The following is a 22,569-nucleotide window of genomic DNA, read 5'->3' on the forward strand; positions in this document are numbered from 1 at the left end:
TGACTCACCGCGAAAAGTGCCGCGAAAACTGAAAAAGTCCGCCCGCGTTTCTGTAAATGGATGCTGCTGCCGCGGCCCGAGCCTCCGGAGTTGACTCGGCGAACAGTCCGCGATCGCAGCCGGCCGCGAACAGTCCGCCGGCTGCGATCGCTGAGCGAAGCGACAACCGGTGACCGGGGAGCATTCACGTTCCGGTTCTCACAAACTTCTGACACACTTCTTACAGTCGTCTGACCACCTGCCTGGAAAAGCCGCGTCTAATACGCAGTGTCGAAAACAATCTCGACTTCCACAGAACTACCAATGGAGACGAATGATGAAGGCGTTAACACTGACTCTGGCGGCTGCGATGATCTGCAGTTCGATTCCCATGTCTGCGCAGGCGGCATCGGATCAGGTGAAACTGGATGTCACTCCCGTGCGGGGTGTCCTGAAGGCGGGCGATAAACAGACAACCTGGATTCGGGTCGGGCTGGAAGGCTTCCAACTGGAATCCGAAAAGCAGCGACCTCCGGTAAACCTGGCGATTGTGCTGGACAAGTCCGGATCGATGCAGGGCGACAAGATTCAGCAGGCCATCAACGGTGCGATCGACGCGCTGAGCCTGCTGGGACCGAACGATATTGTCTCGGTCATCACCTATGACTCCACCGTCAACGTTCTGGTCCCGGCGACGAAGCTGACCGATAAGGAATCCGTCGCCGCCGCGATTCGCGGCATCACGGCGGGAGGCAACACGGCGCTGTTTGCCGGAGTCAGCAAAGGCGCCGCGGAAGTCCGCAAGTTCCTGGAAAAGGAACGAGTCAATCGGGTGATCCTGTTGTCGGACGGCCTGGCCAATGTCGGACCGTCGGCACCCGGAGAACTGGGAGCACTGGGAGCAACGCTGCTGGAAGAAAACATCAGCGTGTCAACGCTGGGTCTGGGACTGGGCTACAACGAAGACCTGATGGTTGCGCTGGCGGCCAAAAGCGGCGGAAACCATCAGTTCATTGAAAAGGCGACCGAACTGGCGGACATCTTCCGTCGAGAATTTGACGATGTGCTGTCCGTGGTCGCGCAGGAAATCGACGTGAAGATCACGATTCCGGAGGGAATTCGTCCGGTGCGTGTTCTCGGCAACGAAGCTGACATCAACGGCCAGCAGATTGTGATCCGCATGTCTCAGATCTACAGCCGACAGAACAAGCACGTGGCGGTGGAGGTCGAAGTCCCGGCTTCGGAAGCGGGCGGCAAACTGGATCTGGCGACAGTGTCTGTTTCGTATGCCAACATGAAGACTCACGAGTCCGATCATCTGTCCGGCAGCACCGCCGTGAAGTTCAGTGCTTCGGCTGAGGATGTGGAAAAGAGCCTGAACAAAGACGTGCTGGCTGATGTTGTTGCTCTGGTTTCCAGCGAACAAAGCAAGCTGGCGACCATTCATCTGGATAACGGGGACTTCGCGGCGTGTCGCCAGGTGCTGAAGGACAACGTTGACTTCCTGAATACGAATGCCCTGCTGTGCCCGACCGATGATCGCCTCTCAATCCTGGCGACAATCAACAGTTCGCAGCTGCGGCAACTGGAGGGCGTCAACGACAAGGCAGCTCCGGCCGCGAACGAATACCGCAAGGCTCAGCGAGCGTTGTCGTTCAGCGTTGATCAGCAGCAGGAAATCGCCCCGGCTCCGGCACCGGCCCCCGCGCCGTAGACCCGGACAACCGCCCGGTCGTACAACGAAAGCCCGGCATGACTCTCATGCCGGGCTTTTCATTTCTGCAGCCGAAAGGACAAAGCCGACCAGGCTACTATGCGCCGCGGATACTGCTGTCCGAACCCGTGAATTCGATCGGTCGCACACGAAACGAGAGACAGCGCACGTTCGTCCCGGGGTTTCCGGCTGATCCGGTTTGGTGAATTCGCAGTCAACTCGGGACGGCTGAACTCCGAACCCGCCGGCGGAAACCCGCTACACTTCATGGCCGATGAAACTTCGATCTCTGATTCTGATCCTGATGATTGTCCTGCTGCCGCTGGCGCTGCTGACCGTGGCGGTCGTGCGGCTGGCAAGCGGTGAACAGGCGATGGTGCGACAGCGATTCCGCGAACTGATGGAACAGCGGCTGCACGATATCAACGGCAACATCGTTCGCACGTTTGACGACATCAGCCGGAAGATGCAGGGGGTTACGGAAATCGATGACTTCGATGTCGACAGTCTGCGACAGCGAAACCGCAGGGAACCCGGAGTGCTGCAGTTGTTTGTGATTTCGGAATCCGGTCAGTTGCTGTATCCCGATCCAAGTCAGCCGCTGAACAGCACCGAACAGAACTTTCTGCTGCACACGGCCAGAATGTTTACCGGCCAGGATCTGAGAGACGCCGTTCTGCAGCAGAACGGCGCCGAAGAACGTCTGCCCTCGATAAGCAATCGCATGGCGACGGTTCCGCAATCGGAATCCGACGCTGTCCAGCAGGCCGTTCTGCCGCCGGTCCGTGGAGCGTCCAGCGGCTGGTTCGTCTGGTACTGGGACCGGGGATTGAACCTGATCTACTGGCAGCAGCGACCTTCGGGCCGGATCGTGGGAGCGGCATTGGAACGTTCGCGCTGGATTGCTGATCTGATCGCCGACCTGCCGGATACGGCGTTGTTCGCGTCCGCTTCGAACTCAGACGACGCACATGCCCCGGAACCGCTGGAGTCCCGCATTCGTCTGATGAACGCATCCGGCGAGACCGTGTATCAGTGGGGTCGGTTTGAAGCGGCGGACGATGACGAACCGTTCTGCGAAATTCCGGTGACCGCTCCGCTGGCGTCCTGGCGGCTGCAGTGTTTCGTTCCCGAACGGCAGCTTGCCGTCACCGGGCGGAGCGCGTATGCGGGACTGTTTGCGGGACTGGTCGCCGTCGCCGCGGCACTGACCGCGATGGCGTTTGTGCTGTACCGCGACTACTCCCGCGACATGCGGGAAGCCGCGCAGCAGGTCAGCTTCGTCAACCAGGTGTCTCACGAACTGAAAACGCCGCTGACGAACATTCGACTGTACGCCGAACTGCTGGAGACGGATCTGGAATCGATTCCGGCCGCCGATGCGGAACGCCCGCGAGACCGGCTGAATGTGATTCTGTCCGAAGGGCAGCGACTCAGCCGGCTGATCGGCAACGTACTGACATTCGCCCGGCAAAAGCGCCGGACACTGCAGCCGCAGCCACGGACCGAATTGCCCGACGATGTGATTCGCAAGGTCGTCGAACGTTTCCAACCGGCCCTGGACGAAGCCGGAATCCGCGTCCAACTGAATCTGGCGGCCAGCGAGTCTGCCGAATTCGACCCGGACTTCCTGGAACAGATTCTGGGCAACCTGATCAGCAATGTGGAAAAGTATGGGCATGCCGGCGGCGTCCTGCGGGTCTTCAGTTCACGGTCCGGGGATCGAATAACGATTGACGTGGAAGATGCCGGACCGGGAATCGAAGTGTCCCGCCGTGATGAAGTGTTTCGTCCGTTTTCACGTCTGTCGCGAAGTGTCAGCTACGCAGCGGGGACCGGCATCGGACTGTCGATCGCCCGCGAACTGGCGCGACTTCACGGCGGCGACATCGTGCTGGTTGATTCCGAATGCGGCTGCCGGTTTCGAGTCAGCCTGCAGTGCAGCGGCTGACACCGGCGCGTTGACAAACCTCAAACCCCCAACACTCGACTCTCAACTCTCGACTCTCGACTCTCAACCGCCCCGCAAGTCCTGGATTCCGAGTGGCACAGCATGAAGATTCTGATCGCCGAAGACGACCGCTTCACTCGTGACGGACTGGTCGAAGTTCTGCAGACAGAAGGTTACGACGTCATCGCGTCTGCCGATGGCGCGACCGCTCTGCAGGAGTTCCGGGCACACCGGCCGGACTTTGTCTGCCTGGACATCATGATGCCCCGCCAAAGCGGGTACGAAGCGTGTCGCGCCATTCGCAGCGAAGCGCCTGACGTGCCGATTATCTTCATCAGCGCAAAAGCGGAAGAGGTGGATCGTCTGGTGGGGTTTGAACTGGGAGCGGACGATTTCATCGCGAAACCGTTCAGCGTCCGGGAAGTGCTGGCGCGTGTGCGAGCCGTCGCGCGGCGCTGCTGTGCCGCGAAGCCGGATCCGCCCGCCGAATTTCAAATGGGCGATCTGAAAGTGCTGCCCGCGGAACTGCGAGCGCGACGCGGCGATGAAGTGATCGAACTGAGCCCCCGCGACGTAAAGATTCTGCAGTTGCTGTTCGATCATCAGGGGCAGGCGCTGGATCGCAACACGATCTTTCGTCACGCCTGGGGCGAAGATTATTTCCCGAACAGCCGCACTCTGGACCAGCACATTTCGCAGCTCCGGAAACGTGTCGAAACGGACCCGAGAACTCCGCGGCTGGTCACAACAGTCCACGGCGTCGGATATCGGTACGACCCCGTGACGACGGATCATCAACAGCTATAGCAACAGCGCCGACGACGGGTCAGGGCGTGGTGGCAGGGCAGTGCAGGGCACGTCAGCGCTGTCGCCGGCCATTTCTCCGGCCGAACCGCCGGACGGGTCTACGGCAGACCCTTGAGGAAGTCGTCCAGTTCGCTGTCGTCCGACCGAATGGTGGACCGGTCATCGTTATCGAACCAACTGCCGGTCACTCCGTCTTCGTCTGCGATATCGACGATTTCGTCATCCGCGAGTTCGGCGATGTCCAGAACATCGTCGTCATCGGCATCGTGAACGTCGACAACTTCGGCGTCTTCAACGACTTCAACGTCATCGACAACGACGACATCGCCTGCGTCGTCCACCACTTCGATGTCGTCCAGTACTTCGACATCGGGCGCGTCGGCTGACTGCGCGGCGAACGTACTGCCGATCCCCGCGTCCGACAGGGTTTCCGGCTCCTCATCGGAATCAAATCCCATTGCGGATTCGCGTGCCGCGGCGCGGCGGCCCAGATCGACGATCTCCATTTCGGAATCCAGAACTTCCGGCATCCGATCGGGACCGGGACCGGCTTTGGTCTGGACGTCGGAGTCGTATCCGGCGGTCGGTTCGTCTTCTTCGGCGGACGGTCCGGCGTGTTCCACAGCCAGATCCATCGGCGAAGAAACCGCGGCATTCGATGCGTCGGGAAGCTGATCGCTGGAGAAAGACGTCCTGGCGGTGGCCGACTGGTCATTATCCGTCAGCATGGTTTCGTCAGACGCTTCGATCTTCAGAAAACCGGAAGACGCCGCGGCCACCTTTGACTGGATCCGAGTGATAAATCGAATCGGTCCGACGGCGATGGACATTCCGTCCCGCAGCATGTACCGCTTTCCGGCCGTGATGCGCTGACCGTCGATGAAAGTTCCGTTGCTGCTTTCCAGATCGGTGATCGACGCAGCGTCTCCTCCCACACGAAGAAAGCAGTGGCGACGGCTGACCTGTGGTGCCGACAATCGCAGATTACACTCCGCGCCTCGACCGATCACAATGTCATGTCGTACCGTGACTCTCTTGATGTTGGAGGGCTGATCCTGCAGCTCCAGCACAACTTTCATTGCCGAGATCTCCGGTTGTCGCGACGCATGCGGTCGCCACGGGTTGGAACAGTCACGCCATCGCAAGACCACGCCGCGCACCCGCCGGAATTCTGTTTCCCGGCTGTCACAGAATTCAAAACGAGTGAGCGCGCTGACGTCGAAAGGTCGGCGATTCATCGCCGCAGACGTCTCGATGTGAATACACCAGTGTAACTCTAGCCTGTCAAATTGAAGCCACACCTGCAAGGTGAGACCAGAAAAATGCAGGGGAAATCACGGGAACCTGCAGCATTTGCGGCTTTGTCGGCTCAAGCAGGATCGGTTGGCGTTCCCGTCCGGCGTGACTTTGCCTGACTGCCGGATCGTCCGCCGAAGGTCGCTTCCCGGTACCCGGCCGGTCGCTTTCGGCACCGTTCATTCGCCCTTGGGACAGGCTGCAAATCGCACGTTGCAAATCGCACGTATTGTCCGGAAAAAACCGGATTGTCGGGAATTCACGCGGGAAGCGACCGGCTGACCGCTGTCGGCTGCTAGAATTTCGCCCGCGCTGCGCGACCCGCCGCCGGAAATAATCTCCCGATTCGAGCCGGCTGGAAGTCGCTGTCCACCCGGATCGGCATCCGGAAGGCGCAGCCCGGACGCACCCGGCACCGATCGGCGGCTATCATGGTGCAATCCTTCACACTGCGAACGACTCACTCCAAGAGCCGTACTGATGACATTCAACTGGGAAGCCTTTACCAAAGACACCGTCACTTCGGCAGAAGTCCGACTGCTGGGAACCGTGGACGTTCCGTCCGTGCTGGCTCTCCAAAAGCTGATGGTTCACGAAGTCCGGCAGCAGAGCCGCATCAGCGCGGCCGTGCTGATCTGCGAACATCCGCCGGCGATTTCCGTCGGCACGGACGGCAACCTGCTGGAACTTCCCGAAGACCGACGCGAGCTGGAATCGAAGCTGCTGGCCGTTCACAAAGTCAAACGCGACGGTCACGCCGTTCTGCATCAGCGCGGGCAGCTTGCCGCGTATGTGATTGTCTCTCTGCACGAATGTGAATACGGTGAGCAGGAGTTTCGCTGGCGGCTGCAGGAAGCAATGATCCGCACATGCCGCGATTCGCAGGTGAACATTCAACGCGACGCCAACGATCCCACCGCGCTGTTCGGACGTCACGGAGCCGTCTGCGAAATCGGGATCCTGGTGGACAACGCGGTGACCTGTTTCGGATCGTTTCTGAACGTCGCCTGTTGTCTGAATGAAGCGCGCCAGTATGGGCGCGGACTGCTGGGACAACGGGTCTCATCGCTGAGCGCTGAACGCGTGCGACCCGCGATCATGCCGCAGGTCCGCACGTCGCTGATTCATCACATCTGCGAACAGATCGGGTATCCGGAATACCATGTTCACACCGGCCATCCGTTCCTGAAGAGAACTCGAAAGCTGATCCATGACAAGTTTGCCGATCATTGACGCTCCGTCGCCGCAGCAACCGGCGCGTCGGCTGCCGAGATGGCTCAAACGTCCCCTGCCGCAGCCCGGCATGGCCTACACGGATTCCGTTATTCACGACCTGGACCTGGAAACCGTCTGCGAAAGCGCGAAGTGCCCCAACCGCACGGAATGCTGGAGCCAGAAGACGGCGACCTTCATGATCGGCGGCAACGTCTGCACGCGACCCTGCGGATTCTGTTCCGTGCCGAGGGGCAGGACCGAACCGCTGTCGATTGATGAACCCGATCGCGTCGCCGAAGCCGCTGAACGACTGGGACTGAGCTACGTTGTGCTGACTTCCGTCACGCGAGACGACCTGGCAGACGGAGGCGCCGAGCACTGGTACCAGACAGTACTGGCCGTTCGACGCCGCACCGGCGCTCGAGTCGAAGTTCTGACACCCGACTTCCTGGGAAACCGAGCGGCCATCAGCCGCGTCGTCGAAGCACAACCGGACGTATTCAACCACAACACCGAAACGGTTCCCCGCCTTTATCACCGAGTCCGCCGCAATGCCGACTATCAGCGGACACTGGACCTGCTGAAACAGGTCAAACACGAAGCGCCGGACGTGCCGACCAAGAGCGGTCTGATGCTGGGACTGGGCGAAACGCGCGACGAACTGCTGGACGTCTGCGCCGACCTGCGATCCGCGGGCTGCGACATGATTACGCTCGGCCAGTACCTCCAGCCGACACCGCAACACCTGCCCGTCGACCGCTACGTTCCGCCGGAAGAATTTGACGAAGTGGGCGATCTGTGCCGCAGTCTCGGGTTCCGCATGGTCGCCAGTGGCCCCTTCGTCCGCAGCAGCTACCACGCCGGCGAAATGACCGACCACCTCGACACTGACGGTCAACCGGCGACGATGAACGCGTGGTGATCGCACTTCGTTCTTAGTACTGGCGCAGCGACCGTAGGCCAACACGGAACGTTCGCCTATGCAACAGATGCAAAGTCAGTGGGTGGCTTGATCAGTTTGCGCGGGATTTGGTGATCCCTGCTCTGTCCCTCGACGGCATGTCGCCTGCCGCACTCGGCTGAAACGTGTCGTCTTTTTCATACAATGTGTCTGAATACAATTTTCTCAAATTGTCGCTTGGCGGGTTTGTGTTCTTGGGGGGGCAGTAGAATCCGCTGCGCAGTGCCGCTTCTGTTCGACTGAGATAAGGACCGTGGTATGCGACGACGACTCAGAAGGGTTTCGATCCAGCGAGGCAAAACAGGTTGCCGAACCGGCGTGACGATCGTCGAAGTCCTCATTGTGGTGGCGATTATCAGCATCCTGGTCGCCATCCTCTTGCCTGCGGTTCAGCAGTCAAGGGCAACCGCTCGAAAGGTGCAGTGTGCTGATCGGCTGCGGCAGATCGGTCTGGCGATTCACAATTTCGAAAGTACCCATCACGAATTGCCTGGTGGGATCAAGTGGCGAATTCAGCTTCTGCCATATCTTGACCAGCAACCTCTTTACGACCGCCTTCAGGGGTATTTCGACAGACTGCCGAATCAGACTCCAAAGCTGGCTGCATGGCGGCTGACCAGCGGGATTCCTGCCTTCATATGCCCTGCTGATCTGCACGCAGATCGAGAAATCGTCAGCTATTACGGCAACATGGGACGTGCCTTGGAGAAATGGGGGTTTGACGGCGTGATCGTTCCGCCGCTGGGGCCCGGATTCTATTACGGCGCGATCAACGTGCCGCACACCCAGGGGGCGGTGCGCCTGGCAGACATCACTGACGGGCTGTCGAACACGGTCGCTGTCAGCGAAGCGATTTCCGGACAACGACCGGGACCGTCATCTGTTCGAGCTGATAATGTGTCACGGCTTCAGTTCCTCAGAACGTTTTGGCAAACCGGTCCAGATCTGCCGACCGACGCGAGCTTCGAAGATCGCCTTCAATACTGCAAGACGGCTAGGGAAAGGGGAGCTCCATCTGCTGGCGGAGAACGGGGCTGGGATGCCTGGCCGATCGTGGAAAACGACGGAAGCATCAGTCTTGGCGCGATTATTCATGGCTGGGCCTACGACCATGCCCTGGTGCCGAATTCGCCGAGCTGCGGCGGAAGTTATTGGGGGTTCTATTCTGCGACCAGCCTGCATTCCGGCGGAGTAAATGCACTGCGGTGTGACGGCTCCGCAGCGGCGTTTAGCGAATCCGTCGATCTCGGCGTCTGGCGCGACTTGGCCTCACGAAACAGAGGAATCAACTGATAACAAGTAACAAGACAGCTGCAGTCAGCCTGTGCTGCACCTCACGAGTCTGCCGTTTACCGCGATAGCGGAATTCCATTTGTCAGTCCTAACCAAGAAAGGGTTCGTCAATGTCAGGGCAGTTCCGTTTTTTCCGAAAGCGAACACTGCGGGTGACCGCTGCGGTAGGTGTGATGCTTGGGGCCGCTGGCTTCGCCGACACTCTAGAGTCGCCGTCTGATGGAGAGGGTTTCACCATCCCGAACTCGGGTGTGCCGACTACGTCATCGGGGTTGGCGGCAGCATCTACCTATCGAGTGGATTTGCGGATTCAGGTCGGCGGGGCTTTTGCGACCATGGGCTCGACGGAAACATTTCAAGGCCCCGATGTGCATCATGAGAACGTAGAAGTGGAGCACAATCCAGGTCCAGGCTCCCATGCCGGGCGGGCTCGGTTGATGAAGTACGCGATGATGGGCGGTTGGAGCGAAGTCGATGTTCACGCAGTCGCGTGGATTGGTCAGTCTGCGGGACCGCCGAATTGAGAACTCCAAGCAGCAGTGGTTCAAAGATTGTCCGGTGACTGCCGTGTCCTTTTTTGATGGCTTCGACATCGCAACACCGACTCAATCTTCCCGGATCTGACTGAATCCAAGGAGTTGAAGTGCCCTGCACGCGACCGTTAATTGCACTCACGGTTTTGCTGTTGGTCGTCGCAGCCGCATGGCTTTTGATGCAACCTGTTGACGAAACGCGGCGATGGCGCGAGCCGGAAGCACTCGACGTGACGACTGCGGAGAACGTTCTCCAGAGGTTCCCCGCAGTCCGTCATACCGATCCCGGCGGAAACTGGGTCATCCACGCGGCGGGGACTGTGGCAACTGATCGTGCCGGGAGCGTCGCGTGGTCCGCACCGGGATTGGGCAGCTTTCTGATCATTGATCCGTCGCCGAATTCTCGAAAGTTTTCGAAGTTGTTTGTTGACGCAATCGCTGATCCGGGAGGGCGACATGTAAACCTGGGCCGCGGTCGGGCGAAATTTGCATGGCGGGACAGTGATTTGTACGTCTCGTGTGAAGTTGAATTGGGCGGCGTGATCTCAACGAACGGTACGATCGGATTGTTGCTCACAATGTACCCTCCGGACTCAGGGACTCCCGTGATTGTTGGCGAGTACGTCTTCAACGGAAAGCTCGTCCACAGAAAAAAACGACTGCAGAGCGGATCCACGCGTTAGCTGCGCGGTCCTAACACCGGACATCTCAAAAAGCTATGCTGCTCGCTGCCGCTGGTGAGGATGTCGGCCCAAAGTGGTGTCCGCGAATGATGCTTGCTGTCGAAACATCCGGGGCTGAAGGTTCGATCGCCTTGTCCGACGGACAGGACTTGATCGAAGAACGTCTGCTGCAGACGACGGGCCGTCGCCATGCTCAGACGCTCGTGGCCGAAGTGGATGGACTGCTGAAGGAGCATTCTTTGTCGCCGAGTGACATCGAATGTGTCGCCGTCAGTGCCGGACCAGGCAGCTTTACGGGGCTGCGAGTCGGTGTTGTGTTCGCCAAGACGTTCGCCTGGATCAATGACGCCCGACTGGTTGCCGTCGACACGCTGCAGGCGATTGCTCAGCGAGTGCCGGCCGAATTCACCGCGTCACGTGTGACAGTTATCAGCGACGCTCAGCGCGGCGATGTCTTCGTCAATGACTATGAATGGGACGCAGATGCCGCGATCCGGCAGCCGGCCGGCAGTGTTCGCATCGAGCCGTTGGCTGCTGTCGTGAGTTGCGGAACTCTGGTCACCGGCCCGGGACTGACGAAGTTTGCCGCAGAATTTCCGTCAACGGCGTTGCTGGCGAATGAATCGCTCTGGCAACCGCGAGCCTCCGCGGTCGCCGAAATCGGCCGTTACCTGCTTCAGCAAAGCCAATTCGCCGATCCTCACACATTGGAGCCCCTGTACATCCGTCGCAGCTACGCCGAAGAGAAATCCGCGGGTGGCTGACGGCGCTGCACTTGGCGAACCACGAAAAGCGAGGACCACGCAGAACGCGGTCGCAGGTTCGCTGGCGCGCTTTGCAACTGCCGCTGACGGTCTGAGAAGAATCCCGCCGCGGATCTTTGAAATTCGCGGGCTCGCCATATCCTTCCGTCTCTGCAGTGCATTCCGTCATCCAACTTCCTTGACGCAACCGATCCCGCCATGCCCGTGACTCGTATCAACGCACTTTTCCTTGCCGCTCAACCGGAATCCTCCGTCACGGTGAAGGGCTGGGTTCGGTCTCGGCGGGATTCGAAGGGCGGCTTTTCGTTTATTGAACTGAACGACGGAAGCTGCATGGGCAATTTGCAGATCGTCGTCGACGCGTCGGTGCCCGGCTACGAGGACACGATCCGGCGAGTGACCACGGGAGCCAGCATCGCTGTCGACGGAACGGTGAAGGAATCTCCCGGCAAGGGACAGCGCATCGAACTTCACGCGACGACACTGACGGTGCTGGGTGAAGCCGATGCCGCGGAATTCCCGCTGCAGAAGAAGGGCCACAGCTTTGAATTTCTGCGCGAGATCGCTCACCTGAGACCTCGCACGAACACGTTCGGAGCCATCGCGCGAGTTCGCAACCGCATCAGCCGGTCGATTCACGATTTTTTTCAGACACGGGGATTCCTTTACATCAACACGCCGATCATCACAACCAGCGACTGCGAAGGCGCGGGTGAGATGTTTCAGGTCACAACGCTGGACCTTGCGAAACTTGCAGCGGCGAAAACCGAGATCGACTTCAAGCAGGATTTCTTCGGCAAACCCGCGTCGCTGACCGTCAGCGGCCAACTGGAAGCGGAAATCTTCGCCACGTCGCTGGGCGACTGTTACACCTTCGGACCGACGTTTCGGGCGGAAAACAGCAATACAACGCGCCATCTGGCCGAGTTCTGGATGGTTGAACCGGAGATGCCGTTTTACGGACTGACCGACAACATGGATCTGGCCGAATCGTTCATTAAGACAATCATCAGCGACGTGCTGACTCACTGTGGCGACGATATGGAATTCTTCAACCAGCGCATCGACAAGACTGTCCTGGAGACTCTGGAGAACATCCGCGGTCATGAATTCATTCGTCTGCCGTACACTGAAGCTGTCGAGTTGCTGAAATCCAGCGGGAAGAAATTCGAATATGCCGTTGAATGGGGACACGACCTGCAAAGCGAACACGAACGCTTTCTGACAGAGGAGCATTTCCGGCAGCCGGTGATCCTGTTCGACTATCCTCGCACCATCAAACCGTTTTACATGCGCTGCAACGACGACGGCAAAACCGTGCGAGCGATGGATGTACTGGTTCCGCGAGTCGGAGAAATCATCGGCGGCAGCCAGCGCGAAGAGCGACTGGACGTGCTGCTGCAGCGGATCGAAGAATGCGGCATGAATCCCGCCGACTACTGGTGGTACGTGGAGCTGCGCAAGTACGGCACCGTTCCTCACAGCGGTTTCGGCCTGGGACTTGAACGAGCCGTGCAGTTGATCACCGGCATGACAAACATCCGCGATGTGATCCCCTTCCCGCGAACTCCCGGTCACGCCGACTTCTGACGGGAATCATCCGGCACACAGATCCCGGCGACCGGCACAGAACCAGCCAGCCGCGCAGCGGCACGTCAAACGAAACATGACTTGCGAGAAGCAGGCCTTGTAAGGCGGTTCGGGTGAAGCAGAGTCCTCCGCCGCGGGAAGATTGCCCCGCGGCGAAGGAAATCGCGGTCCGGGTTAGTCGTCCAGCAGCAGCCGTTCTTCCAGAGAACTCAGACCGGCATCTGCGTCGAGTAACGCGCCAAAATTGCGAGCGGCGTAAACGTAATCCAGCACGTTGACGACTCCGTCACCGTTGACGTCCGCTTCCGGGTCGTTGCGGTAAATCAGTGCCCTGCGGATCTTCATCAGATCGTCGATGTCCGCGTCACCGTCGCCATCCGCGTCACCCTGAATTCGGTGGAACGTCCGCGTGGATTCAAACGAGGCGTTGTTATCGAGATCAAACTGCAGTTCATAGATCCCGTCGGCGGTCAGTCCGGCCGTCCCCAGCCCGATCGTGACCGTTCGTCCGACCAGTGAGATCGTGGCGGTCGAAAGATCAATCACCGTGGTCCCGGTTCCGTCCAGACCGGTGTTGACCAGCCGGACGCGGGAAGAGCCGGTTGCGACACTGTCGATCAGCTCCTGCAGATCGGAACTGTCGCTGAACGTGACTGTGAGCGTGTTGACAAAGGACCGCTGAGCGGCACCGTTCTGTACGTCAAAGTCAACGATCTCCGGTACCGGTGGCGGGGTGATGCTGTAGTCGACGCCTGTCAGCGTGATGTCCAGCGGAGCGTCCGGCGCTGCTTCGACGTTGCCACTGTTGTCGGTGGCCACGGTGAAGAAACGGTAGTCGTGGGTTCCGGGAACTGCAGCAGCCTGAACCGTGCCCGGACTGTTTCCTCCGACCGTTGCGACAACGACCGGCATGTCGGAATCGACCTGCATCCAGACACTGAATTCCCGGATGCTGCCGCCGATGTCCGTGCCGCTGTAGTCGACGGCGAAGGTTCCCGACGCGTTGTCGAATGTCACGCCGTCGACCTGCGATTGCGGAGCGTCCACGTCCCGGAATCGATACAGAACGTCGGCATGCGGACCTTCGATGCTGTCTTCTCGATTCCCCGCGAAGTCAACGGCGACGCTGTAGAACTGATACGTTGTGTTGCTGTCTCCGCTAAAGGTCGTCGATGCTTCAAACGTACCGGCAACGGATCCGGGAACCGCATCGATCGTCGTGAACAGCGAATACCCGCCGGTCAGGTTTGTCCGGACGTAGATTTCAAACTGCGCGATTCCGGAAGGTACCGTTCCGAAGTCGCGTCCCGTGACCTCGATCGGTAAGTCCTTCGTGGTCACGAAGATTGAACCACTTCGCCTGACCTGGCTCCGCGGGGCCGCCGAGTCGCTGAAGTCATCGTTCAGAATGGTCGATGTCGCCGCCGCTGTCGCGATGGTAGCACCTGCCGACGGATTGCTGAGCGTCACCGTGAAATCTTCGTCAGGTTCGAAGGCCATATCGCCCTGAACCATGACACTGATAGTCTTTGAGAACTCACCGGGCGCGAAGTTGAGAGTGCCTGCGGGGAGGCTGCCGCCGTCGAAGTCGGTGCCGTCCGCCTGAGTGCTGCTCACCGCCCAGTCGACCGTGGCGCCGCTGTCGGCCAGCGGTGTGCTGGTGGCCGGACCCGGCATCGTGATCAGCCACAGAGCATCGCCCGTGCCGCCCGCAACTCCCGTGCTCGCCGGATGCTGGATGCTGATGATGAACTGGTTCGGATTCACCGGACTGAAGATCATCCCCGTGATTTCCGCGCCCGGAACACTGTGACTGAGCACATGATCCAGAGATTCCGCGACACCATCGCCGTCCGTGTCACGCAGCAGGAACACATCCCCGCCCGGAACCCCGTTGGTCGTCGTGTTCGCCTGGTCTTCGATCACATACACGTTGCCCTGAGCGTCGATCGCCAGGTTGTCCGGGGACGCCAGAGTCGCCGTCGTGCCCGCGTAGCCCGCGTTGAACGGTGTGGCATTGCTGGCCATCAGCCGAATCTCGGCGTTGTCCGCGTCGGTCAGCTCCAGGCTGTACACCGAGTGCGTACCCGTCACCGTAAAGTAGATCACCGGATTGCCGTTCGACAGAAAACCGAATTCCAGGTCCTCCGGACGATTGAAGCCCGTGCCACCCACTTCATCGGCCGCCGCCCGGCCGCCACGGCTGGTGAAGTCGAACGGATCGCTGGTCATGCCGGCTGCCGCTGCTGTGCCGTCCGCATTCGTGATCGGCACCCATGTCGCATGCCCCACCGCAGCGTCACCGGCCGCGTCCGCTTTCAGCACGAACGTCTGACCGGAGCTCAGATCGCCGATCGTGGTCGGAACGAACTTGTAGATCGAACCGCTGCTGTTCTCGTCCACGAAGTACAGGTTGCCGTCATTGTCGAACTTCAGGCCTTCGTGAGACACCGATGGAATCGCCGTCCGGTGAATCGCGGTGAACTCGTCGGACCGGACACGGCCTTCGTCGGATCTTCAATTTCGAACAGACGACCCAGACCGCTCCATTCCTCCGCCACGACCAGATTCCCCGTCCACGGATTCCAGATCGCCGGATCCAGTGCCCCGAAGTCGTTCGAAAAGTCGCCCGACGCTCCGTTGCCGTCGCCCTGGAACATCCGCACCGTCAGACCCGTCGTTGTGTCGAACCGTGACACGCCCGCACCATACTGGGTTTCGTGCGGAATGAAGATGTAACGGCCGTCCGGACTGAACGCCGACATGTCCCACATGCTGCCCACATCGTTCAGCGACGAAACCCGCACCGTGCTCTGAGACCCATCCGACTCGATGTCCTTCAGACTCGTCAGCTTCACCGCCGTCCAGCCCGCCGGAACCACGAACGAACCCGTGTCCTCGTCCGTCAGATCCGAGATCGGAGCCGACTCCTGCAGCGGACCGAAGTTCAGCACGCCCGTCGGATCACCACTGCGCGTCACCGTGAACGTAAACTCCGTCGTCCCGCTGTTCCCTTCCGCCAGTGACCCCTGATCCGAAACGATGCTCAACGATGTGTCGTCGTTCTGTATCACTCCCGCACCGCTGATTCTTCCGGCGACGGCGGCGGACGGACTGCTGAGGTTTACATGGAACAGTTCATTCAGTTCCACGATCGTGTCACCAATCACAGTAACAACGATGTTCTTGCTGGTTTCGCCGGGTGCAAACGTCAGAGTTCCGCTGGCCGCCGCGTAGTCCTCACCGGCCACGGCAGATCCGTCGGCGGTCGCAAAATCCACCGCCACCGTCAGGGCACTCGGAGCCGACAGCGTCACGACGAATGTCGCGTCAACTGTGCCCGAGTTCCCTTCCGCGACGGTCGCATCGCTGATCGAGACGGCGGGCAAATCGATCTCCAGTACCTGCAGTGTGTTGCTCACTTCATTCGTGACCAGCAGCAGCGGGCGGCCAGTCGGACTGTCTGCTGCCTGAACAACATGCAGACCTTCCGGGCTGATGTGTCCGTCAACCTGCAGATACTGCACAAAGGCCGGAGCTGCCGGGTTGGTCACGTTAAACACCATCACTCCGCCGCCGGCCCGTTCCAGACCGACAAAGGCGTAGGTCTGATCGCCGATCTGAGCAACTGTGACGCCTTCCGGTTCGGCTCCTTTGTTGTCGCTTCGCGTGTCGAAATCCGCCGGACTGCCGTTGTTTGCGTTGAACAGACTCGGTGTCTGGCTGGCGGTCACTCGCGCGATCATGTCACCGCTGTCGAAGATCAGATTTCCGCCGGCATCAAAGATCGAGAACGACCGTGCTCCGTAAGTGAACAACTGGTCGTAGTCACCGTCGCCGTCGGTGTCACCGTCGATGGTGGAAATATCGATCCGGCCGAGAGCTTCGTCCTGCTGCAGCGCGGCGGCGTTTGGAAACGCCGTCGGATCCAGCGTGACGTTCTTGATCCGCTCGTTTTCGCCGCGGTCATCGCCTTCGTTGGCGGTGATGTAATACGTCTGGCCGCCGATCGAAAAGGACGCAATGCCGTCCGGCAGCCGCAGGCCGAATACAGGCCACTGCTGAATATTGATCATGCCGTCGCGATCGCTGGCGTCCAGGCCATTGCCCGGCAGCGAATGATCCTTGACACCCAGCGGCTGCAGATCCGTCAGTGCTGCCGAAGCGATATCGACAACCGCAACGGCATTGTTTTCCTGCAACGTCACAAAGGCGGTTGTGCCGTCGTCAGAGACAGCGATGTACTCCGGTTCAAAATCAGCGGAAGCGGCAACACCGGGAAAGATGCGGATTCCCAGCGCGCGAAGTGCCACTTCGGTACCGTCAAAGACGGTAAAGTCCACATGACTAGCTGTGGCCGAAGCCGGTCCACCGCTCAAATCGATGATGCTGATCATTCCTGCCGGATCTGTGGCTCCCGGCTCGCCTTCGTCCGCAACAAGAATTTTCGAGCCATCCGGAGTGAAGGTCAGCATGTCCGGAAGAGCACCCACCGTGACTCCGCCGAGCAGATTGCCATCCGTGTCCAAAAACAGAACCCGGCCGGGATTCTGAGAGGTCACGTCCGGGACAGCGATCGCCACCAGACCATTGTGAACAGCAACACTTGTCGGTGCTGGCTGAGTTGCCAGCGAACCGGTCAGCGACGTTGGATCAATCGTCGCGATCAGTGTCGGAACCGCCGGATTGCTGAGATTGACAATCTGCAGACCGATCGGAGTTGTCACGAAGGCTCGCGCTGTGCCCGGATCGAAGTCGCTGATTTCCGCTCCGGCCAGCGTCGCGGTTCCAATCTGGCTGAGCGTGATTTCTCCTGTACCGACCGGAGCCGGCGTGTCGTCGTCAACAATCGTGCCGATTCCGATTGCATCTGTGAACGTGACGCGGCTGTCGGCGGTGTTCAATTCCACGAAGACTGTCTCGTTGGATTCAACATCCGTGTCCCCGTTCACCGTGACCATCAACTGCTGCACTTCGCCATTCGTGCCGACGAACGTCACCGTCCCCGGTGCGGCGACAAAGTCGGTACCCGGAGTGGCATTGCTGGCAGGAAAGTCAATGTCGAGAGTAAAGCCACCGGCGATGTCGCCGCTCAGAGTGATGTCAAATGTCAGCACATTGGTTCCGGCATCACCCTCAGTCACGACCGCATTGCCGATCTCGACCGTTGCGTCGTCGTTCTGAATCAGGCCGTCGGCGTCAGCGATGCCGATCAGCGCCCCGTTGGTGGCACCGCTGAGCGTCACGACAAAGCTTTCATCGGCTTCGACATCGACATCACCGTTGACGCTGACGGTGATGGTTTTGCTGAATTCACCGGCCGCGAAGGTCAGCGTGCCGCCGGGCAGAGAACCGCCCACAAAATCAGCCCCGTCCGCCACCATGCTCGTCACAGACCAGTCGACATCGTTGGCGCCAGACGTATCGACGGTGCGAGTTACTGTGAATGTGAAGTCCGTCGTGCCGCTGTTGCCTTCTGCTTGTTCGGCGTCGGTCGCGGCAATTTCAAAGACAGCCGGGGGAAAGACATTCAGAGCGCCCGGGCTTTCGGCAAACGGTCCGGCCCAGACACCGGGAATTCCCGGAACCGAATTGTTCACCTGCACAGACAGGCCAGCCGCTTCAGTACCCGCTTCGGCAGCTCCGATGTCCGTTGAAGTCAGACCGGTGGCCGGGCCGTCTGTTGCGGCAAAGGAGCCTTCGTAGCTGACAAATTGAATGACTCGATCAAGATTGTCGACCAGAGCCAGCCCGTCGGGCGATCCGTTCTGGAATGCCGACGACGGAGTGAATGACAGGGCTCCAAAACCGCTGCTGCCTTCGTCGTCGATTGTGCCGAAAAGGGCCTGTGTGGCGTACGAAGTTCCGTTGCCGCCGTTGTACAGAACGATCGACCAGCCGGTCAGATCTGTTCCGGCAGCTGTCCGGCGATTTCCACGAACTCACCGACATCGCCGCCGGTGTTGTCGTAGGTGCAGCTCGTTGATCCAGACGTTGGCAATTGGCGGAGGCGGCGTGTCATCGTCAATGATGCTTCCATCTGCGGTGGCGGTGGAAAGCGTTCCGCTGCGAGAGGCGTTGCTGAGCGTCACGGTGAAGCCTTCGGTCGCTTCCTCGGCGGTGTCACCAATCACATTGATCGTGATCACCTGAGATGTTCCCCATCGGCAAAGCTGACGGTCCCGGATGGCAGCACATCGTTTTCAAAGTCTGCGAGGTCGGCTCCGTCAGTGACAGCTCCCGTAACAGCCCAGTCGACCGTGTCCGCGTCGGTTGTATTGTTGCCGCGCTCACAGTGAAGGCGAACGGCGTCAGGCCGCTGTCCCTCTTCTTTGACCGGTCGCCGCGACGGCAAAGTCCGGAATCAGGGCATCGTCATTTTGAATGGTGCCGGTTGCTGCGGCTGTAGTGGATGCTCCTGCGGTTGCGTTGCTGAGTGTCACGACAAAGCCTTCATCGACTTCGACATCGACGTCGCCGTTGACGCTAATGGTGATGATCTTGCTGCCTTCACGGTCGCGACGTTCAGAGTGCCGGCCAGTCCGCCACTGAAGTCAGGCGCGTCAGCTCCGTCGGTGGCCGCACCTGTGACGGTGTAGTCGACATCGTTGGCTCCGCTGGTGTCGCCGTGCGAGTCACCGTGAATGTGAAGTCCGTCGTGCCGCTGTTGCCTTCCGCCTGATTGGTGGTGTTGCCGCGATTTCAAACGCGGGAGCCGGGAAGCGTTCAGATCGCCGACTTTCGCAAACGGTCCACCCCACGCTCAAAGCCGGGGACTGCGTTGTTGACCTGGAGTGACTGACCAATAGGGTTGCGTCTTCAGTCACTCCGATATCCGTCGACGTGATTCCGTCCGCCGCTGCACCGATCCGGCAAACACCTTCATAGCTAGGAACTGAACAAGCGTGCCCAGTGCATTCACCAGAGCCACGCCGTCGGGAGCACCGTTCTGTATGCCGGTGATGGGGAAGGCCAGCCGCGCAAAACCGCTGCTGCCTTCGTCGATCAATCGCGAAAGGGCCTGTGGCATGCTGAACGTTGCCGTTGTACAGAACGACCGACCAGCCGGTCAGATCAGTGCCGGCTGTTCCGCTACCTCGACAAACTCACCGACGTCTGTGCCGGCGTTGTCGTAATGCAGTTCATTGATCCACACAACCGGAGCCGGAGCATCGTCATCGATAATGCTCCATCGGCGGTTGCAGTCAGGCTCCGCTGCGAGACGAGAATCGAGCGGACAACGAGCCTTCGGTGGACTCGATGTCCGTATCGCCCGCCACGTTAAGGGTGATGGTCTGCGTCGATTCGCCGTCGGCAAACTGACGGTACCGGAGGGCAGGTAAGTTCCTCCGTCAAAGTCTGGTGGCATCGGCTCGTCGGTAGCAGCTCCCGTTGAAGGCCCAGTCAACCGTGTCGGGACCGGTTGTGTTCCGGTCCGAGTCACCGTGAATGTGAACGGAGTGGTGCCGATGTCGCCTTCGGCTTTGGAAGCATCGGTCGGGGCAACTGCGAAGTCCGGTGCAACGGTGGGCAGTGTCACAGCAAAATCGTTAACTCGCCAGCGAGCTGATGAATTCGCACCGGTTCCTGACGACTGATACCGAACGCAAAAAGACCTGCGTACCGGAGATGCCGAAATGTCAATTTCGCCCGAATCCGTATACGTTGTCGAATTCCTGCCGGAGCATTGTAGGCAAGCGGTGTCCATGTGTAGGCCGATGGATCAACTCCCGGATAGTCGGTGGAATGAAGGAAGGTCACCTGAGGATTCGCCAGCCCGGTGTCGGCAAACTGAGTCCACGTGCTGAACGTGACTTTTTCGTCGGCTGTCGTATCATGGAAAGGTGTTGAAATCAGCCAGTCGTCGGCAGGAGCCGTGTTGCCGAAGGCGTTTACTTCGGCCATTCGGTCCCCCGCGTCGGTGACCGCGTACCAGTTGCCGGTTTGTCAGATCGACGCTTGAATGCTCAGTCTGCGCCCAGCCCGGCAGCTCCGGCATCGGTTTCAAAATCATTTGTGTACGGCGGCACGACGGACTAAAAGTCGTTGTCAGCGATGGAAACCGAATGTCCGAGGCCGTAAGTCCGTCGAACGGAGCGCTGCTTGAAGTGGCACCCGATGGGGACTCCGCCTTCAACCGTTGCATCGTCAATGGCCGTGACGGTGACAGTTTTGGGGAGTCAGACCGCTGGCGGGAGTAAACGTCACCACGTGAGGGCACACCGGCTCCACTGCCCAGATCGATGTCGGCTCTGCCGGTGTCAGTGACTGTGACATCTCCATTGGCTGGCCGAGTCAGCGCCAGCGTAATGGTGTCACCAGCCAGACCTTCCGCCACTGCCGTCATGTTGTCACTTTCCGTCACGATCAGAAGCGGATCAGAAGCGCAGTCACGTCCCAGCCCAGATCGTTGACCAGCGAAATCAGCTCCGTGAACAGCTTGCGCGTTCCAACGGTGATGGACAGATCCATCGAAACTTCCTGAGTCACACCAGTACCCAGCAGCACACTTGTGATGCCGTCCAATGCCAGTCCCGCGTCGATCGGGGATTCGAGCCGTGCAACGCTGTTGATTCCGTCCCGGTAGAGGCCGCCCGAAATCAGATCTGAAACGAAGCGGATGTTCCAAAACCAAGCAGATGAGCCAGCTCATGAATCGCAACGGAGAAGAAATCGCTTTCACCTCCGCCGGGAGCCGCATCATCGAAGTTCCATGTGACTCCTGTCGTATCGAAGGTGATTGCACCGCCCGGGCCGAAGTCAGTTTCCGTCGCTGTCAAAGCTCCGCCTGACCACGACCGCCCACTTCGTCCAGCCATGCAGCGGTCCCGGATGCACTCCAGCCACCTGACCTCCTGCCCAGAACCGGCGTCGTCGATCGCGGCCGCGGCGTAGACAATGATTTCATCTGCAATGGCCAGATCGGTGATGTTTTCCGTACCGTTGCCGGATTCGGAAACTGGCCCGTCCATGTATTGCTGCCTGACGGTGTGATGGCATCCAGAATCGAAAATACGAGCTTCAAAGACACTGGCTGCCGCTTCAAGAAGCCCCGCAGCCGCGACGGCTGCCGGGATCGAAGAAATTGTTGCGTCGTAGGAGTAATCCAGAACAATGTTAATCGGTGACGCAACGGGCGTTCAACGCAGTCACTCCGTCGTTACGAAATCCAGGCGTGTGCAGGTACGCACCGCCATTGAGAGAATTCTGGGCGAGCTGCCCCCGGTAATGTCCGGATCGCGAGTCAGTGATGTGTTGTTGCCGCCTTCCGAACCGTAGGTGACGCTGACAGTGTCGGTGCCGTCACCAGCGTGACGGTGTCGCCTGTTGTTAAAACCCGTCAACCGCTGGCGGTCGTCACAATGGCTCCGCCAAAGCCACCTGTCGGCGTTCCTCCGCCAAAGACAACGACTGCCTGTCCGGCGTTGACGACCGTCGGGCTGGCAAACGTGTGCCGAACAGCAACGGCATCGCTGATCGTCCAGCCGCCAATATCAATGGCCGTCGATCCGTTGTTCACCAGTTCAACAAATTCGTCCTGCGAGTATTGACCGCTCCGTCACCGTTTGCATCACCACCAGCGGCATCCGGATCGGCCAGAATTCGTTAATCACAAAGTCCGTGGCAGATAGCAATCGCTGTTCTATGACTTCGATCGTCCTTCGCACCGCCAGTGGATTTCTGCGGCGCTTCTTTGAGCCGCCATTTCGCTCCAAAAGTGTGCTGACCAGACGCTTCCAACCGTGACGACGTGAAATCATGTAACGAAACTCCTGCTATGGA

General features: G+C 59.6%; 20 protein-coding genes. 8 read left to right on the top strand and 12 right to left on the bottom strand.

All coding sequences use genetic code 11. The annotated features are described in order from the left end of the window. Positions 1–313: 313 nt before the first annotated feature. From R3C19_12270 to R3C19_12280, 3 genes are all read left to right on the top strand, one after another. Positions 314–1,693: a VWA domain-containing protein gene (locus R3C19_12270; protein MEZ6061131.1), complete on the top strand. Its 1,380-nt coding sequence runs from the start codon at positions 314–316 to the stop codon at positions 1,691–1,693. 274 nt (positions 1,694–1,967) lie between these two features. Next, positions 1,968–3,644, top strand: a complete 1,677-nt coding sequence (locus tag R3C19_12275; protein MEZ6061132.1) for a HAMP domain-containing sensor histidine kinase — start codon at positions 1,968–1,970, stop codon at positions 3,642–3,644. Between the two features lie 102 nt (positions 3,645–3,746). Continuing rightward, positions 3,747–4,451, top strand: coding sequence for a response regulator transcription factor (locus R3C19_12280; GenBank protein MEZ6061133.1), 705 nt, complete (start codon positions 3,747–3,749; stop codon positions 4,449–4,451). A 98-nt stretch (positions 4,452–4,549) separates the two neighbouring features. Here R3C19_12280 and R3C19_12285 read toward each other — a convergent pair whose 3' ends face one another. Continuing rightward, complete coding sequence (locus tag R3C19_12285) at positions 4,550–5,530, bottom strand: FHA domain-containing protein (protein MEZ6061134.1); 981 nt, start codon at positions 5,528–5,530, stop codon at positions 4,550–4,552. A 697-nt stretch (positions 5,531–6,227) separates the two neighbouring features. Here R3C19_12285 and R3C19_12290 point away from each other — a divergent pair. The 5 genes from R3C19_12290 (at position 6,228) to asnS (ending at position 12,786) form a co-directional block, all read left to right on the top strand. Further along, complete coding sequence (locus R3C19_12290; GenBank protein ID MEZ6061135.1) at positions 6,228–6,980, top strand: hypothetical protein; 753 nt, start codon at positions 6,228–6,230, stop codon at positions 6,978–6,980. Next, the gene (lipA, locus tag R3C19_12295; protein MEZ6061136.1) at positions 6,958–7,884 is read left to right on the top strand and encodes a lipoyl synthase; all 927 of its coding nucleotides are present in this window, start codon (positions 6,958–6,960) and stop codon (positions 7,882–7,884) included. Before R3C19_12290 ends, lipA begins: the two co-directional genes overlap by 23 nt. A 297-nt stretch (positions 7,885–8,181) precedes the next feature. Next, positions 8,182–9,216, top strand: coding sequence for a DUF1559 domain-containing protein (locus R3C19_12300; GenBank protein ID MEZ6061137.1), 1,035 nt, complete (start codon positions 8,182–8,184; stop codon positions 9,214–9,216). 1,302 nt (positions 9,217–10,518) lie between these two features. After that, the gene (tsaB, locus tag R3C19_12305) at positions 10,519–11,196 is read left to right on the top strand and encodes a tRNA (adenosine(37)-N6)-threonylcarbamoyltransferase complex dimerization subunit type 1 TsaB (GenBank protein MEZ6061138.1); all 678 of its coding nucleotides are present in this window, start codon (positions 10,519–10,521) and stop codon (positions 11,194–11,196) included. Between the two features lie 198 nt (positions 11,197–11,394). Next, positions 11,395–12,786, top strand: coding sequence for an asparagine--tRNA ligase (asnS, locus tag R3C19_12310; protein ID MEZ6061139.1), 1,392 nt, complete (start codon positions 11,395–11,397; stop codon positions 12,784–12,786). 174 nt (positions 12,787–12,960) lie between these two features. On the opposite strand, the gene R3C19_12315 is transcribed toward asnS, so the two are convergent. From R3C19_12315 to R3C19_12365, 11 genes are all read right to left on the bottom strand, one after another. After that, positions 12,961–15,237: a DUF839 domain-containing protein gene (locus tag R3C19_12315; protein ID MEZ6061140.1), complete on the bottom strand. Its 2,277-nt coding sequence runs from the start codon at positions 15,235–15,237 to the stop codon at positions 12,961–12,963. Then, positions 15,219–18,386, bottom strand: coding sequence for a choice-of-anchor I family protein (locus R3C19_12320; protein MEZ6061141.1), 3,168 nt, complete (start codon positions 18,384–18,386; stop codon positions 15,219–15,221). The genes R3C19_12315 and R3C19_12320 overlap by 19 nt, the downstream gene beginning before the upstream one ends. 342 nt (positions 18,387–18,728) lie before the next feature. After that, on the bottom strand, positions 18,729–18,935 hold the full coding sequence (locus R3C19_12325) for a hypothetical protein (GenBank protein ID MEZ6061142.1): 207 nt from the start codon (positions 18,933–18,935) through the stop codon (positions 18,729–18,731). Positions 18,936–19,225: 290 nt separating this feature from the next. Continuing rightward, positions 19,226–19,492, bottom strand: coding sequence for a hypothetical protein (locus tag R3C19_12330; GenBank protein ID MEZ6061143.1), 267 nt, complete (start codon positions 19,490–19,492; stop codon positions 19,226–19,228). Between the two features lie 117 nt (positions 19,493–19,609). Further along, positions 19,610–19,816, bottom strand: a complete 207-nt coding sequence (locus R3C19_12335; GenBank protein ID MEZ6061144.1) for a hypothetical protein — start codon at positions 19,814–19,816, stop codon at positions 19,610–19,612. A 39-nt stretch (positions 19,817–19,855) separates the two neighbouring features. Further along, the gene (locus R3C19_12340) at positions 19,856–20,155 is read right to left on the bottom strand and encodes a hypothetical protein (GenBank protein MEZ6061145.1); all 300 of its coding nucleotides are present in this window, start codon (positions 20,153–20,155) and stop codon (positions 19,856–19,858) included. Between the two features lie 167 nt (positions 20,156–20,322). Further along, positions 20,323–20,691, bottom strand: coding sequence for a hypothetical protein (locus tag R3C19_12345; protein MEZ6061146.1), 369 nt, complete (start codon positions 20,689–20,691; stop codon positions 20,323–20,325). Between the two features lie 462 nt (positions 20,692–21,153). Then, positions 21,154–21,312, bottom strand: coding sequence for a hypothetical protein (locus tag R3C19_12350; GenBank protein MEZ6061147.1), 159 nt, complete (start codon positions 21,310–21,312; stop codon positions 21,154–21,156). 74 nt (positions 21,313–21,386) lie between these two features. Beyond that, complete coding sequence (locus R3C19_12355; GenBank protein MEZ6061148.1) at positions 21,387–21,758, bottom strand: hypothetical protein; 372 nt, start codon at positions 21,756–21,758, stop codon at positions 21,387–21,389. 368 nt (positions 21,759–22,126) lie between these two features. After that, positions 22,127–22,306 carry a lamin tail domain-containing protein gene (locus R3C19_12360; protein ID MEZ6061149.1) on the bottom strand — a complete coding sequence of 60 codons (180 nt, stop codon included), beginning with the start codon at positions 22,304–22,306 and terminating at the stop codon, positions 22,127–22,129. Positions 22,307–22,310: 4 nt separating this feature from the next. Continuing rightward, positions 22,311–22,547: a hypothetical protein gene (locus R3C19_12365; protein MEZ6061150.1), complete on the bottom strand. Its 237-nt coding sequence runs from the start codon at positions 22,545–22,547 to the stop codon at positions 22,311–22,313. Between the last annotated feature and the right edge of the window lie 22 nt (positions 22,548–22,569).

This window comes from Planctomycetaceae bacterium, from assembly GCA_041398785.1.
Taxonomy (GTDB): domain Bacteria; phylum Planctomycetota; class Planctomycetia; order Planctomycetales; family Planctomycetaceae; genus JAWKUA01.